This is a genomic window from Enterococcus sp. DIV0210g (assembly GCF_050559705.1).
In the GTDB taxonomy this organism is placed as follows: domain Bacteria; phylum Bacillota; class Bacilli; order Lactobacillales; family Enterococcaceae; genus Enterococcus_B; species Enterococcus_B faecalis_A.
This window is the reverse complement of sequence record NZ_CP187903.1, coordinates 116637-131200: the sequence shown is the minus strand read 5'-3', so window position 1 is coordinate 131200 and position 14564 is coordinate 116637. Positions and strand designations below refer to the sequence as shown.

At 38.9% G+C, this 14564-nt stretch carries 16 protein-coding genes; 2 read left to right on the top strand and 14 right to left on the bottom strand.

The window, feature by feature from the left end:
• Position 1 precedes the first annotated feature (1 nt).
• From mutS to IGI64_RS00690, 6 genes are all read right to left on the bottom strand, one after another.
• The gene (mutS, locus tag IGI64_RS00715) at positions 2-2590 is read right to left on the bottom strand and encodes a DNA mismatch repair protein MutS (RefSeq protein WP_429939156.1); all 2589 of its coding nucleotides are present in this window, start codon (positions 2588-2590) and stop codon (positions 2-4) included.
• Complete coding sequence (locus IGI64_RS00710; protein ID WP_016623786.1) at positions 2574-2954, bottom strand: YlbF family regulator; 381 nt, start codon at positions 2952-2954, stop codon at positions 2574-2576. Before IGI64_RS00710 ends, mutS begins: the two co-directional genes overlap by 17 nt.
• Before the next feature lie 15 nt (positions 2955-2969).
• Positions 2970-3767, bottom strand: a complete 798-nt coding sequence (locus tag IGI64_RS00705; RefSeq protein ID WP_016623787.1) for a TIGR00282 family metallophosphoesterase — start codon at positions 3765-3767, stop codon at positions 2970-2972.
• Between the two features lie 402 nt (positions 3768-4169).
• Positions 4170-4943, bottom strand: a complete 774-nt coding sequence (locus IGI64_RS00700; protein ID WP_016623788.1) for a Cof-type HAD-IIB family hydrolase — start codon at positions 4941-4943, stop codon at positions 4170-4172.
• Entirely contained in the window at positions 4940-5596 is a 657-nt protein-coding gene (locus tag IGI64_RS00695; protein ID WP_016623789.1) for a DNA alkylation repair protein, read from the bottom strand. Before IGI64_RS00695 ends, IGI64_RS00700 begins: the two co-directional genes overlap by 4 nt.
• Before the next feature lie 48 nt (positions 5597-5644).
• Positions 5645-6442 carry a formate/nitrite transporter family protein gene (locus IGI64_RS00690; RefSeq protein ID WP_016623790.1) on the bottom strand — a complete coding sequence of 266 codons (798 nt, stop codon included), beginning with the start codon at positions 6440-6442 and terminating at the stop codon, positions 5645-5647.
• A 309-nt stretch (positions 6443-6751) separates the two neighbouring features.
• Here IGI64_RS00690 and rpsD point away from each other — a divergent pair, with 309 nt between their 5' ends.
• Entirely contained in the window at positions 6752-7363 is a 612-nt protein-coding gene (rpsD, locus tag IGI64_RS00685) for a 30S ribosomal protein S4 (RefSeq protein WP_016623791.1), read from the top strand.
• 202 nt (positions 7364-7565) lie between these two features.
• Positions 7566-8108: a biotin transporter BioY gene (locus IGI64_RS00680; protein WP_429939155.1), complete on the top strand. Its 543-nt coding sequence runs from the start codon at positions 7566-7568 to the stop codon at positions 8106-8108.
• 92 nt (positions 8109-8200) lie between these two features.
• Here the strand turns inward: IGI64_RS00680 and IGI64_RS00675 are convergent, their stop codons facing one another.
• The 8 genes from IGI64_RS00675 to IGI64_RS00640 form a co-directional block, all read right to left on the bottom strand.
• Positions 8201-9085, bottom strand: coding sequence for an RsiV family protein (locus tag IGI64_RS00675; protein ID WP_429939154.1), 885 nt, complete (start codon positions 9083-9085; stop codon positions 8201-8203).
• The gene (locus tag IGI64_RS00670; protein ID WP_429940732.1) at positions 9082-9573 is read right to left on the bottom strand and encodes an RNA polymerase sigma factor; all 492 of its coding nucleotides are present in this window, start codon (positions 9571-9573) and stop codon (positions 9082-9084) included. The genes IGI64_RS00675 and IGI64_RS00670 overlap by 4 nt, the downstream gene beginning before the upstream one ends.
• Before the next feature lie 195 nt (positions 9574-9768).
• Positions 9769-10530 carry a 3-oxoacyl-ACP reductase gene (locus IGI64_RS00665; RefSeq protein ID WP_429939153.1) on the bottom strand — a complete coding sequence of 254 codons (762 nt, stop codon included), beginning with the start codon at positions 10528-10530 and terminating at the stop codon, positions 9769-9771.
• Positions 10527-10751 (bottom strand): DUF2829 domain-containing protein, encoded by a 225-nt coding sequence (locus IGI64_RS00660; RefSeq protein ID WP_429939152.1) that lies wholly within the window; start codon positions 10749-10751, stop codon positions 10527-10529. The genes IGI64_RS00665 and IGI64_RS00660 overlap by 4 nt, the downstream gene beginning before the upstream one ends.
• 341 nt (positions 10752-11092) lie before the next feature.
• Positions 11093-11638: a hypothetical protein gene (locus tag IGI64_RS00655; RefSeq protein ID WP_429939151.1), complete on the bottom strand. Its 546-nt coding sequence runs from the start codon at positions 11636-11638 to the stop codon at positions 11093-11095.
• A gap of 109 nt (positions 11639-11747) precedes the next feature.
• Positions 11748-13259, bottom strand: a complete 1512-nt coding sequence (locus tag IGI64_RS00650) for a helix-turn-helix domain-containing protein (protein WP_429939150.1) — start codon at positions 13257-13259, stop codon at positions 11748-11750.
• A 60-nt stretch (positions 13260-13319) separates the two neighbouring features.
• Positions 13320-14021, bottom strand: a complete 702-nt coding sequence (locus IGI64_RS00645; RefSeq protein WP_016623799.1) for an LrgB family protein — start codon at positions 14019-14021, stop codon at positions 13320-13322.
• Positions 14014-14403, bottom strand: coding sequence for a CidA/LrgA family protein (locus tag IGI64_RS00640; RefSeq protein WP_034861735.1), 390 nt, complete (start codon positions 14401-14403; stop codon positions 14014-14016). Before IGI64_RS00640 ends, IGI64_RS00645 begins: the two co-directional genes overlap by 8 nt.
• Positions 14404-14564: the final 161 nt, after the last annotated feature.

The window sequence follows — 14564 nt, the reverse complement described above, 5'->3', positions numbered from 1 at the left end:
TTTATAATTGTTTTTGTAATTTATATAGTGTATTCAATGCGTCCATTGGTGTCATTTCAAGCAGATTAAGAGATTTCAATGCTGCGACGACTTTGCTTTCTTCTTCAGTAGTTTCAGCAAATAAGGACAGCTGTTGGGTTTCTTCTGCAATAACGAGCGTTTCTTCCATTTCAGATACTGCCGGAACAGGATGATCGATGACTGACTCTCCTGCTTCCAAAGCTGTTAAAATGTCTGAAGCGCGTTCTAACAAACGTTCTGGCAGCCCAGCGATTTTCGCTACGTGGATACCGTAACTCTTGTCTGCTGGTCCATCCATCATTTTATGAAGAAATACTACTTCGCCATCTTTTTCTACAGCACCTACATGGATATTTTTCAAATGGGAAAGTTCATTGTCTAAAGCAGTCAATTCATGATAATGCGTAGAAAACAGTGTTTTGGCTCTCACGTGTTTGTGGATGTATTCGATGATTGCTTGGGCAAGTGCCATCCCATCATAGGTTGCGGTTCCTCGTCCCAATTCATCAAATAAAATCAAACTATTTGGTGTCGCGTGGCGCAATGCCTGGTTAGCCTCCATCATTTCTACCATAAATGTACTTTGTCCAGCAATCAGATCATCACTTGCTCCGATTCGTGTGAAAATACGATCGAAAATTGGTAAAACTGCGTGCTGTGCAGGAACAAAACAACCGATTTGCGCCATAATAACAGTCAATGCAAGTTGACGCATATAGGTACTTTTACCAGACATATTCGGTCCTGTGATCAGCAAGATCATTTCATTTTCATCCATCTCTACACTATTTGGGATATATTCTTGATGCCCCAGCACTTTTTCCACCACGGGATGGCGTCCGTCTTTGATAGATAGAAGTTGACTGCTGCTCGTCATTTCAGGTCGAACATATTGATAACGTTCGCTGACAGCAGCAAAGCTTTGAAGTACATCTGCGGCACTGATTGCTTTTGCCAAAGTTTGCAGCGGCTGAATTGCTTTTTTCACTTCATCTCTTACTGCTAAAAACAGCTGGTATTCCAAATCCACTGATTTTTCTTCTGCTTCTAAGATTTGTGTCTCTAGTTTTTTCAATTCAGGTGTGATAAAACGTTCCGCATTCGCAAGTGTTTGTTTGCGTTCGTATTTTCCTTCTTCAAGACTTCCAAGGTTCGATTTTGTGATTTCGATAAAGTAGCCAAAGACGCGGTTGAAGCCGATTTTCAAGTTCTTGATACCTGTTTCGGCGCGTTCTTTTGCTTCAAGTTCTGCCAACCATTGTTTGCCATTTTTCATAGCAGAACGGTAGTGATCCAATTGTTCATTGAAACCGTCTTTGATGACATTTCCTTCTGTTATTTGAAGAGGCGCATCTTCATTGATCGCTTGTTCGATCAACGCAACTAATTCATTCATCGGCTGCATATCTGTAAGCAAACGATCCCATTGACCTTGATTGATTCCTTCGATCAGTTGACGAATAAGCGGCACTTGGTTCAAAGAAGTTTTCAGCTGGATCAAATCACGTCCGTTCACATTGCCGAACGCTACACGTCCTGCTAAACGTTCAAGGTCATATACTTTTGTCAATGCTTCTTGAAGATCGATTCGCTCAAAATAACTATCTAATAAGGAAGCAACCATTTCTTGACGTTCCTTGATTTGGGCAGCTTGGATCAGCGGGCGATCTAACCATTGTTTCAGCAAACGTCCGCCCATTGCTGTTTTTGTTTCATCAAGCAGCCATAAAAGTGTCCCGTGTTTTTTTCCGGTCCGGATCGATTGAATAAGTTCCAAATTGAATTTGGAATAATAATCGATTTTCAAATAATGATCGGGTTGATATTCGACTGCTTTTTGGATATGAGACAAACTTCTTTTTTGCGTGACCGATAAATAAGTAAGTAATTTCCCGGTTGCTTCTTGTTGCAGTTCATTGGTCAATCCGCTGGTCAAAAAGCTGAATTCCGCATTTTCTTCCATTGTTTCTTGTTTAGAAAAAACGAGTCCTAATCTTTCTTTCAATTGTTTTGCTAACGTCTCTGACAGTTCATTGCCCAAAACGATTTCTTTTGACTGCAACGCAGATGTTTCATTCAAAACAGCTTCTTCGTCTCTCAAAAAAGCGGTCTTCAATTCCCCAGTACTAAGATCGGCGTAAGCAAAACCAAAACCTTCTGGCCGGCTGACTAATGCTGTCAGGAAATTATTGTCTTTTGCAGAAAGGCCTTTGCTTTCCATGACTGTTCCTGGCGTTACTAGCTGAACGACTTCCCGTTTGACCATTCCTTTTGTCGTTTTCGGATCTTCTACTTGTTCACAGATTGCTACTTTATAGCCTTTTTCAATCAGGATATCGATATAGCCTTGTGCAGAATGATGCGGAACACCGCACATTGGGATTGGATCATCTGCATTTCTATTTCTGCTGGTCAAAGTCAATTCTAAAATTTGTGATGCTTTGACGGCATCTTCATAAAATAATTCGTAGAAATCTCCTAAGCGGTAGAATAAAAAAGCATCTTGGTACTGAGCCTTGATGCTTAGGTATTGTTCCATCATCGGAGTGTTTTTAGTTTTTTGAGGCATAGTCTTCCTCCTCTATTTTTTCATTCAGCTGCTGTTGGATCAAGTTCGTCAAATGATGCAGCAGATCATTTGCCTCTGCCAATTGTTCGCGATAAGCAATCACGAGCGGATGCTCTTCGAATTCTTTCGTCAGGCGGTCTGCTCGCTTGATTGCTTCTTGTTCCGCAGCTGGTTTGCCATAGTGCGCAAATTGTACAGCATCTTTTTGCGCTTGTTTGATGTCCTCAACAAGTTGATCAAGAGATTGGTTTTGCTGGACCTTTTCTTCCAATTCTTTAAATTGACAGACGGTTTCGTTTTCTTTTAACAAAGAAAGAAGTTCGTCAACTGCGTGCTGGATTTCTGGTTCTTTTTGCAAAGCCATCTCTTTTTCTCCTTTTTAGTTCATGAATGGTTTATCTTCATTGATTTGGAAAGGTTGGATCATTCGTGCGCGGCCTGTCGCATCATCGATATCTATGACACAGCCGCTTAAATTCGAACGCCCTTGTTCTACAACTTCGAAACGTTTTGGCAGAGCTGTTAAGAATTTTTCGATCACTGGTTCTTTTTTCATGCCTAAGATCCCATCGTAAGGTCCGGTCATACCGACATCTGTCAGATAAGCTGTTCCTTTTGGCAAAATACGCGCGTCGTTGGTTTGTACATGTGTATGCGTGCCGACAACTGCAGAAACTTTTCCGTCTAAAAACCAGCCCATCGCTTGTTTCTCACTTGTTGTTTCCCCGTGAAAATCCAAGAAAATGATCGATGTTCTTTTTTTAGCTTCTGCAACTAATTCATCTATTTTACGAAACGGATCATCCAGATCAGTCATAAAACTGCGTGCTTGCAGATTGATTACTGCTAATTCTACTTGATTCACTTTGATGAAAACCATGCCTTTTCCAGGTGTACCTTCTGGAAAGTTCGCTGGTCGAACGATTTTTTTCTCGCGATCGATAAACTCAAAGATGTCACGATTGTCCCAAGTATGGTTTCCCATAGTGACGACATCTACACCATCTTGAAGAAATTTTTTATAGATTTTTTCTGTAATACCGCGACCTGAAGCAGCATTCTCGCCGTTGACGATCGTAACTTGAGGACGATATTTTTGTTTCAGCCGTGGAAGATATTCCGTTATAGTCTCTCTTCCCATCGAACCTACTACATCACCAATAAACAATACCCGCACATTTTTTCCCCTTCTCTTTTAACGTCACTTCATATTATAGTTGTTTTTATGCAGAAAAGAAAGAGAGCCTGAAGTACTGGACTTCGGTCTCTCTTTCCTAAAGATATGTGTTTTATCGATTTATCAAGTATTGTAAAACAAAATGGTCAAAAATAGGAAAACCACTTGGAAATTTTGGCAGTTATTCAAAGGATGAGGCTTTCCTCAGAAAAAAACATGAATAACGGTTTTCGTGGATTCTTCTTTATTACTTGAGGCTGAGCAGCTTTTTTACGACCTCTTCATAAACGGTGTTCGCAGCATTGCTTCTGCGGAATTAAGAGCGGAGAAATGAAAAACATGAAAAGCTGTTTTCCTTTCTCCGCCCTTAATTCTTGAAGCAGAACATGCTGCTCACAACCTCTAAATAAAACTCATTTCCTTCAATGTCTTCCAAATACCATCTTGATCATTGGTATCCGTCACCACATCTGCCTCTTTTTGAACTTCGGGCACAGCATTTCCCATTGCCACACCTACACCAGACATTCGTAACATTTCCCGGTCGTTTTGACCATCGCCGAAACTGATGACATCTTCTTTTGCAATGCCTACTTGTTCTGCTAAATGCAAGATTGTCGCTGCTTTTGAACCATTGTGCGGCACAACGTCCACACTATTTTCATGCCAGCGGACAAAGCGAAGACGTTCGTAATTAGTAAATTTGTCGTCAAATGTATTATCGAAAAATGCTAATGCTTGATAAACTTCTTGTTCTTCTACAAAAAAACGATCCAATTCAGGCAAGACTGCGCCGAAAGATTTCATCGCATCTTCCATCACGTCCACATGATTTGATGAGTTGCGTTTAATGTTGTCTAATCCTACAAATGCTGTGTCGATCTGTGCTTCGTGAGCTTGTTTCACAAAGTTATCTAACTGTTCGCGATCCAATAAGTTTTTATAGATCTGTTCATGATCCAAGAATCCAGCAGCACCATTACATAAAATATAATTCGTGAATTCTAAGTCACGAATGATTTCTTGTGCATGAAAACGACTGCGTCCTGTAGCGATCGTTACTAGATGTCCGGCTTTTCTTAATTTATCTAGCGCCTCTCTTGTACTATCCAAAGGCTGTTTATTTGAATCCAACAACGTTCCGTCAATATCAAAAGCAAATAATCTACGTCTCATTTTTTTGTCGTCTCGCTTTCTCCTAAATACTTGCTTGCTTCTCGAACTGCTAAATTGCTGAATGTTTCTGTTCCCAGCTGTTCCTTCACCCACGCTGGATTGGTTTTGCTGTAATCTCTTAATGCCCAGCCAATTGCTTTTTGAATGAAGAACTCATTTGTATACATATCATATTGGTATGCTTTTTTCAATAACTCTTGATCCGTTTTTTCTCTAAAACCCAATTGTAAAGTGATTGCTATGCGTCTCATCCAAAAATCTTCCTGACCATAAAACCAATCATATATAGTTGAAAGCTGGTCAAAGTGAGACAGACACCACGTACTGTAAACTTTTCGCCAAGAATCGATACTGTCCCACCATTTCTTTTCAGCTGTTAAAGGCAAGAACAGTTTCAATTCTTCCATGTTCAATCGTTTGACGTTTTTCTGTGCCAAATCGATGGCTGCATATTGATATTCTCTTTCTGGTCTTTGATAAAAATCAGAAATGACCGTCATCAATTTTTCAACTGACCAGCCTGTGCTTTCTTTCAGTAATTCTTTCTGCAGCAAGGCGCGTTCTGGTTTTTGTATCCCAGCAAAAATGAACTGATTTTTCATATAGCGCGCCATTTGTTCTGCTTTATTTTTATCATTTGGAAAATCCAGCATGTTTTTCCCCCTCTGTTTCCCTAAAGCTCTGCTGCAGTTTTCTTGTACCTAATCCACATACGCAGATTTCGATTGATTCAGCCAAGCATAGCCCAGTCCCATGATTAAACCGCCGCCGATATAATTTCCTACCAGCGCTAGAGACAAGTTATGTAAAATAGTTGTGACCGTCATTGTGTCCATGTTTCCTCCTGAAGCAGCAAATGCTAGCGTAAATGCAGGGAAGTTCGCAATTACGTGTTCATAGCCTAGGAATGCAAAGATAAAGATAATAAAATTGATAGCCAAAATCTTACCCGCATCATCTTTCATCCGCATGCTGACCAGCACAGCCGTATTCACTACGATATTTGCAAATATTCCTTCTATAAGAATCTGACCGCTTGATTTAGACAATTTTGCGGCAATCGATTCAAACATATAGTTGTCTGGAGCTAATCCTTGAAATGGGCCTGTCAACGAGACTAAGATCCCAAAAATCACCCCACCGATCAAGTTGAACAAAATACACGTAAACAAGATTTTTGCTGCTAATGAAAAATGGAGTCGTTTGCGGTAAACACCCACTGTCATGTACAGCATATTTGACGTTCCTAATTCAGCATTCATGTATAAGATCATCACCAATGACCAGCTGAACATAAACGCGTAAAGCATTTTACCAAAACCATGAGCGATTTCTTCGCCTTTCATCGCAATAACGAAGGCAATAGCTGAGCCTAATGTCAGGAACAAACAGGCAAAAGCAGAACGTGCGGCATAACGCAGATAACTTGTTTCGATCAGATCTGCTTTCTTTTTGATAGAAGTGTCGATTTTCTCAAATAACGGTGATACGGGATTCATCTCTTTTCTCCTTTGATTTCATTGTCTTATTCGACAGATACCTTCTTATTTTATAGAGAGAAAGAGGGTTTGTAAAGCGTTTTTAAGGAATTTCCGCTTGACATTATTCAACCGAATCACTTATACTGGACTTTGTGTAAAATAATGCAGCAGAAAAATAATAGCTCGTCCCCAGTTTGTTGCCCCATTATGGGTTCAATTGCGTAACCGCGGCTGCAAAGGTGAAGATTGAAGAACGAACTGTACGAATATGAATTTTTCAACGGATTATTTTACTCCAAAAACTACATTTTATTGGAGGAAATTTTAATGTCACGTTATACAGGACCATCATGGAAAGTATCTCGTCGCCTAGGTATCTCATTATCTGGCACAGGTAAAGAATTAGCACGCCGCCCTTACGCACCAGGTCAACACGGACCAAACAGCCGCGGCAAACAATCTGAATATGGTATGCAATTAACTGAAAAACAAAAATTGCGTCATATGTATGGAATGAACGAACGTCAATTCCGTAATCTTTTCGTAAAAGCTAGCAAAATCAAAGAAGGTAAACATGGTGTTAACTTCATGATCTTACTAGAACAACGCTTAGATAACGTTGTTTACCGTTTAGGCCTTGCAACTACTCGTCGTCAAGCACGTCAATTAGTTAACCATGGTCATATCCAAGTAGACGGCAAACGTGTTGATATCCCTTCATACCACGTTGAAGTTGGTCAAGTGATCTCTGTTCGCGAAAAATCAGCTAACATGACAACAATCAAAGAAGCTGTTGAAGCAACTGTTGGACGTCCAGCATTCGTAAGCTTTGACAACGAAAAATTAGAAGGTTCATTATCTCGTTTACCAGAACGTGACGAATTGTACCCAGAAATCGACGAAGCTCTTGTCGTTGAATTCTACAACCAAAGTCTATAATTTAAAAGTATTCGTTTCGAAACTTTTAAATCGGCAGAACCGCATAGAAACAACTTTTTCGAAAGTTGCTTCTATGCGGTTTTTTTGTATCTTTTGTCAAAAAAATCCTCTTTTTTAGTTCTCCTCTTTACATCGTTCTTTTTTTACTCTATAATTTCGTTAACCAATAAAAACAATAAAGTTAACGAAAGAAGGAATATTTTTGAACAAATCATTAAAAGAACTTATTTTAGCAGCAGAATTCGCAGCTATCATCGCTGTATTATCTCAATTCACGATTCCGCTTGGTCTGATTCCACTGACTGGACAAACATTTGCAATTGGATTAGCGGCAACGATTTTAGGAAAACGCAATAGTACACTTGCTGTCTTTATCTACTTGCTTTTAGGATTGATCGGTCTGCCCGTTTTTGCTGGAATGAGCAGCGGAATCGGCGTTCTATTTGGTCCAACTGGCGGTTATCTGATTGGCTTTATTTTTAATACTTGGGTAACAGGCTGGATTATGGAAAAGAAAGGATTCAATTATCGCTGGGCCATCATCGCCAATTTGATTGGCGTTGTGGTGACGCTGATTTTCGGTACGGTCTGGTTGAAAATAAGCGCTGACCTTTCTTACACAGCAGCTTTCAACAGCGGTTTTGTTCCTTTCTTGATTCCCGGGGCTCTAAAAGCTGCCGCTGCTGCGTACGTCGGTATTCTTATCCGTACACGATTAGGTAAAAGTTTAAGAAGCGCCCAATAGTAATTTTTATAAACTTTAAACTAGATTTTGGACAAAAACATAAACAAGTTATCCAAAAGGGCTGATCAGCTTCCGCCGGTCAGCCCCTCTTTTTATTCTAAATATGTTGAATCTACCAATAATGATTTGATTTTTTCAGTTGGGATCACAAATTCTGGCGCGCCCATATAGCCTGGTGCTATTTCAAATCTTGGGAAAGAAATAACTAATTGATGCTGCTTATTGATATAAAAATCACGGTCTGGCTTCATCAATTGAACAGGTTCGATTACTCCTTCTTTTACGTCTTTTTCAGTCCAATAGATATTGTTCTCGGATTCTTTCATTTGCGCATCGATTTGTGTCTGGATCTCTTTTGCAATGACTTCTAAATAACTGTCATCTTTAAAAAGCATCGGCAAAGTCAAAACCACATTCGCTTTTTTATCCACTGTGTCAAAACTGTTTTCTACTTGCGTATCGGCAGCTGTTACTGTCAACTGGCGTTTGATGACTAGGAATCGTCCATCATCCACTAGTTTCTCATATGTTCCGCCTGCTTCCCAATGGCCGTTTTTTACATCACCAAGATTTTTAACAAGTTCGTCATACTGCGTTTTTCCTTCTGCGAGATATTTTTTATTCAATGTTTCTGTTGTTTTATTTTTTTCCTTGATTTCAGGAACATCAATGTTGATATGGTCTGTTCGGTCTTTGAATACCTCGCCAGTCATTACTTTGACAACGGCTCCCAAAACAGGGATTTCTTGGGCAAATGTTTGGAATCCTGGAATAAATAATAACGAAAGATATAATGCCATGACCGGTAGAAAAATGGGCAAAGTAAAGGCGGCAATTGTTTTCTTTTTCTGTTTTTTCGAAAATCGTTGTTCTTCTTTCATCAAACGCTCTTTTACTTCCTTGCCTAACGAATCAGGAAGTGCTTGTTTTTGATAGATTTGTGAGACGATACCAATAGTTTTTTTCGGGGAATTCATTCCGTCACTCCTTCATCAATGATCGTGCGCAGCTGATTTAATGCCCGATACATTTTTGTCTTTACTGTATTTGTATTCAAGTCGAGAATGATACTGATTTCATTCAATGTGAATCCTTCAAAAAATTTCAAGATCAAGATCTCTTTTTCTGGACTACCTAGTTTTTCTAATACTTCTGCTATTTCCATCATAGTCAGCTGATCAATTGCCGGCATGGAAAGTTCTTCAGGTAATTCATTAGATTCGGGTGTCCGTTTTCGTTTGCGCCAGTCATCTTTTCCTGTATTGACCAATATTCGAAAAAACCACGGGCGAAAATCTGTGATATCTTCTGCTTTGGCAAAGTATGTGAGCGCCTTTTTAAAACTCTCCTGGATCACATCCAGTGCATCTTCGTGTTTATGCGTATAGCTAAGGGCCACTCTGTACATCGCAGGATATTCTTTTTCTGCCAGTTCTTCTAATTGCGCTTGATATTTCTTGATGATTTTTGCGCGCTTGTGCCGTTTAAAAATGGGACTCGCCTCCGTTTCTAAGTATAAAGACGTTGAAGATATGTAAAAAGTTTCAAAAAAAAGAAAAAATTTTGTTTTAGCATATCATACATAACTACAAAAAAGACCCGAAACAAAAACAAGGAGTTTCCTGTCTTTATCTCGTGTCTGTTTAGTCGTCTTTTCTTATTATTTTAATAACCAGCCGCCATCTATCGGTACGACAGCTCCTTGGATATAATTTGCCTGCGGAGTGGCAAGAAAAAGAGTCAATTCGGCTACTTCTTCGGGTTCTGCCCATCGTTTGACAGGTGTTTCATCTGCTACCCAAGCGGCCATCTCACCTGTTCCTGCAAAATCTTCCGCATTCATCGGCGTTCGTATTGCGCCTGGCGCGATTCCTTTCACTTGGATTCCTTCCGCAGCATAATCTAGGGCTAATTGCTTCGTAAACCCGATAATCGCGTGTTTTGCCGTAGTATAAGCGATGCCGCCGCCACCAGCAACAAAGCCAGCAATTGAAGCCATATTGATGATTGTTCCTTGTTTTCGTTCCAACATAGAAGGCAAGATACAGCGCGTCAAACGATAAAGACTTTTGACATTTGTTTCATAAATCAGATCCCAAAGCTCTTCTGAAGTTTCATCGAGTTTTTTGTAACCATCCAGAATCCCAGCAGTATTCAAAAGAATATCGATTGCTCCTTTTTTCTCACATGCAGCGACTGCTAAGCGCAATGTTTCTGTCTTTGTGATATCGCCCTGCATAAAATCAAAGGTTTCAGGAAAAATCTCTTTCAGGTTTCCCATTGTTCCTGCTTGCTTATCCAATCCAAATACAAAAGAGCCTTGTTTTAAAAAAGCTTCGGCTTGAGCAGCCCCGATTCCCGAAGCAGCTCCTGTGACAAAGACGATTTTCCCTGCCAAAGAGGGATATTGATTTTCTTTCATGCTTCCACAACTTTCCAGTCATCGGCTAAGATATCGCATACAGTAGGTGCAAAACTGGAAAATCCTTCATCACTTGTCTTGATCAAAAAATAAGGTGTGACAGGACAGCCGTCAAATTCTTGTCCCTCTACTAATGTTATATATAACTCAAAGCCGCTCCAGCCTTCTCGAATTACTTTTTCACCCTTTTTCAACTTTGGCAAAATCTCTTCAAATGTCATCCTCTTCTCTCCTTTTCAAAAATCAGCACTTATTTCTAAATTGTACAGTGAAGTAAAAAAGGATACAACCATGTGTTGGTTTTTATAAAAGACTGAGTATATCTATAACACAGCTTTTGACCATTCAACTAAATAGTACTCTTTTTAGTTAGGTTTTTTACCAAAAAAACGAAAAAACCAATCAACTAAAAAAGCAAGAGACATGAAACAAATCATGCGGATAAAGAAATTAACGTTCCAAAGAAAAGATCGAACCAAAATCTCAAATAAAATGAAAGTAATAGTTAGATAAATAAAGCGGGTACTTTTAAAAAAATCCATCTAATTCTTCCTTCTTTCTCTCATTGGCTTCTTATACCGATGATTGCCCATACATGACCATTGACGCCCCACTTCCATCCTGGTTGCTTGTTTACTCTTACAATAATTCCTCTTCCTGTGTTGATATTCGCTCCAATAGCACCTACAGCAATTCCAGCCCAACCCGATACATATTTTCCAACTGCAGCAAACCCTACATATTTCAAAGTAGTCGCTATATAGGAGTTAAGGTAAACATCTCTAGTTTCATTATTTACATGGAAAACTTTATTTGCTCCAGCGCGTGCTGTAATAGATTCATAAAATCTTGCCTGTTGTACCTCTTCCTCACTAAAAATACTATACGGATTATAACCTTCTTCTTTTAAAATTTCTAATAGCTGATTTATAGTTAAATTTGCTAATTCATTTAAAGCCTGTTCCTCAGTTTCAACGATTCCGGTCTCAGCATTTTCCTGCGTATATTGTATAGACTCAGCAGCGACAATAATTGACGAATTTCCGACAGTGGCCAACGACGCTGAAACGAATAAAAACGACAACAACCTAAAAATACTTTTCTTCATGATAGCCTCCTAAAATAATTTATTTTCAAATTTAATACTACTTTGAAAACAAAAGTTATTTTTGCTTTTATCATAAAAAGCCGTTTTTAGATCATTATCGTTTTATTTTTTAGTCCTTCAACTGCTTTTCTTGCTCAATCAGCTTGAATTTCTTTGAAAGCTCGATAAAATCATCTAGCTGCAAAGACTGCTGTACAATAAAATAGTCAAAATCTGCCCATGGCTTGCCGTGTACCTTGCTGGTGGACATCAGCAGGTCAACTTCTCTGCCGCGATAATCCGTGGGCAAAAACTGCAGCCGATAACTGTTTTTGAAAAACTCTGTTATTTCTTTCATGATCAGTTCTTCTTCAAAAATCGAAAAATCGGTCATCAGCAAGAGCTTGATTTTCGGCAATTTCGGCATAAAGACTTTCATTGTTTTCAGTACAAATAAATAACGGTGAAACAAGAATGAAGTATTTTCAAACGTTTGATTTCCTGTTTGTTTGGCTTCCTCAAAAAAGTGTTCCAGCCATCCTGTCAATTCGCCCAATCTGCCAACTTGTTTGCTGTTCAATTCTTCTACTTTTCCATCAATTGTTTTTTTTGCTTCAGGAAACAGATAGGCAAACATGTGGCCGCTCAGCAGATAATTTTCTGCTTCAGGTGTCAGCTTCTCTTTGAAGTCTAGTTCTTTCTGATAGTCAGAAATCGCCTTTTTCGCATATGTCAATGCTTGGAAAGGCGGTGTTTTTGCATTGAGGTGAAACGTAAAAATCAATTTTCGGATATGCGGGCTTGTATAATATTCTTCTCTTGTCATAAAAATCAAAAACAACGCGCCCAACTCATCTTCGACTTGAAAATAATTCGGAAAAATCGGGATCATCGCATTGCAGAATTGTTTGAATAAAAGATTATTGACCAGAAGTTCCTTTTTTTTCGTTGTCAAAGTCACAAAATGCTTTTGAGATTTTCTCAAAAAAAATGCTCCGAGCATATATTCAAGTCTTCTTTTCTTGATTTCATTGAAACGTACATCAAAGAAAAGCATGATCTCTTCGGCCATACGTTGGACCTCTGCTTGAGAAATCGTTTTGAAAGGCCAGATTTTCCCGCGAAACAGCTGCCAGAATGTCATATGCAGATATAACCGGATGATTTCTTCTTCGCCAGTTGCCACATAGGTCTTTCTTTGCAGCGTGATTCCGTAGCTGCTCAATTGTTTTTTCCACTCGTTGATTTTTCTATGGGCAGTTGATTCACTGATATAGTGCTTTTGAGCGAACTGATACATCGTGCGGAAATCTTCAAAAAAAATATCGTGCACAAGCTGGAATTTCAGCGTATTCTGCACGAGATAAATCAAGAAACGTTCATGCTCGATTGGATCGAGCGATTCGGAAAAAGTATACCCTTTTCGACTTTTAAGAAATAAAGGATTTTCTTTTTTGCTGAAAAGCTGGTAACTTTTCGCCAGATCGTTCAAATATTTTGTCACGCTTCGAGCATCTAATTGTACAGCATTTCCCAGCTGAATCGCTGTATGCCAGTTTTGATCCTCAAAGCTTTCAAGCAAAAGGATCTTGTAATATAAGTCTTTATCGAAATTTTTTAGATAGTTAGAAGACAAATACATCGTTATGCTCCTTTGCGCCAGAACTTTTGATTATTGTAGCACAAAACAGCTTTTAACGCACTAAAACAGCGATGCGAAAGGTTGGAACAGCAACGGTAAAAGGATCACCGTCATCAATCCATTCACACAAATAGCAAGTCCAGAAATAATACCTTCGATTTCACCAAGTTCGATTGCTTTTGCTGTCCCGATAGCATGTGAAGTACTGCCAAGTGCGACGCCTTTTGCTACCGGACTCTTGATTCGGAAAAACTTGAATACATGAGTAGCAATTAATGAACCAAAAATCCCTGTCGAGACAACGATAGCCAACGTGACAGCATTGATTCCACCCATCGAATGAGACAAATCAACAGAAATAGCAGTCGTCACAGATTTAGGAAGTAAAGAAATCACGATATCTTTTTTCAAAAGAAAGATACTGCCAATCAAAACACTTACCAAACAATTAGCTGCAATCCCAGCAATAATCGCGGTCATTACAGGTAAAAAGTGTTTTTTGAGCAAGTGGAAACTTTTATAAAGCGGAATGGCTAAAGCAACGGTTGCAGGTGTGATCAGCATAGTTAAAAAACTGCCACCAATATTGTAATCGGAGTAACTGATGCCAGAAAAATGCAGAAACAAAATAATCACAAGGATCGAAAGAACAAGCGGATTGATGATTGGGAGCTTATATCGGCGTAAAAATTTATCAGAAAGTACAAATACACCTAATGTCAAACTAAGCCCAAATAACGGATTGCTAAAAAACTCATTCAAATTCTTCTTCCTCCACTTCTTTTTTTGCTCTTACTCGCAGCAAGATATATTCGACTAGTTCAGCTGTTTTTCCAGTGATTGCTAAAGTAGCAATTGAACATACCACGACAGCTCCTAGCAGAACGGGCCATATAGCAGCAATATCTCCAAAATAATCAAGCAAGCCAACACCAGCCGGCACAAACAAAATCGTCAAATTATTCAATAAAAAATCCCCAGTCTTCCCGATTTTTTCAGGATTCAGGACTTTCATCTCAAAGGCTAAAAATAAAAATAGGATACCTAAAATACTTCCTGGTACAGGCAAATGTGTCAGAATACGCACACCTTCTCCTAATACAGAAAAAAACAAAATGATAAAAAATTCTTGAAAAAATTTCACGTTATCCACTCCTTGCATGTCTAGTTTTCATTCTACTAACAATATTTTTCAGAAAGTTTCAAAACATGTTCTTTCTAAGGTACAATATTTGGGATAAATTTCTTTAAAATTTTGTTATAGTTATAATTAAAGGTTGGTGACTATCACAGCGTATTGATTGA

Excerpts from the sequence above, each read along its gene's own strand:
- mutS (WP_429939156.1), bottom strand. The coding sequence starts at position 2,590 with ATGCCTCAAAAAACTAAAAACACTCCGATGATGGAACAATACCTAAGC.
- IGI64_RS00710 (WP_016623786.1), bottom strand. The coding sequence starts at position 2,954 with ATGGCTTTGCAAAAAGAACCAGAAATCCAGCACGCAGTTGACGAACTT.
- IGI64_RS00700 (WP_016623788.1), bottom strand. The coding sequence starts at position 4,943 with ATGAGACGTAGATTATTTGCTTTTGATATTGACGGAACGTTGTTGGAT.
- IGI64_RS00695 (WP_016623789.1), bottom strand. The coding sequence starts at position 5,596 with ATGCTGGATTTTCCAAATGATAAAAATAAAGCAGAACAAATGGCGCGC.
- IGI64_RS00690 (WP_016623790.1), bottom strand. The coding sequence starts at position 6,442 with ATGAATCCCGTATCACCGTTATTTGAGAAAATCGACACTTCTATCAAA.
- rpsD (WP_016623791.1), top strand. The coding sequence starts at position 6,752 with ATGTCACGTTATACAGGACCATCATGGAAAGTATCTCGTCGCCTAGGT.
- IGI64_RS00675 (WP_429939154.1), bottom strand. The coding sequence starts at position 9,085 with ATGAATTCCCCGAAAAAAACTATTGGTATCGTCTCACAAATCTATCAA.
- IGI64_RS00665 (WP_429939153.1), bottom strand. The coding sequence starts at position 10,530 with ATGAAAGAAAATCAATATCCCTCTTTGGCAGGGAAAATCGTCTTTGTC.
- IGI64_RS00660 (WP_429939152.1), bottom strand. The coding sequence starts at position 10,751 with ATGACATTTGAAGAGATTTTGCCAAAGTTGAAAAAGGGTGAAAAAGTA.
- IGI64_RS00655 (WP_429939151.1), bottom strand. The coding sequence starts at position 11,638 with ATGAAGAAAAGTATTTTTAGGTTGTTGTCGTTTTTATTCGTTTCAGCG.
- IGI64_RS00650 (WP_429939150.1), bottom strand. The coding sequence starts at position 13,259 with ATGTATTTGTCTTCTAACTATCTAAAAAATTTCGATAAAGACTTATAT.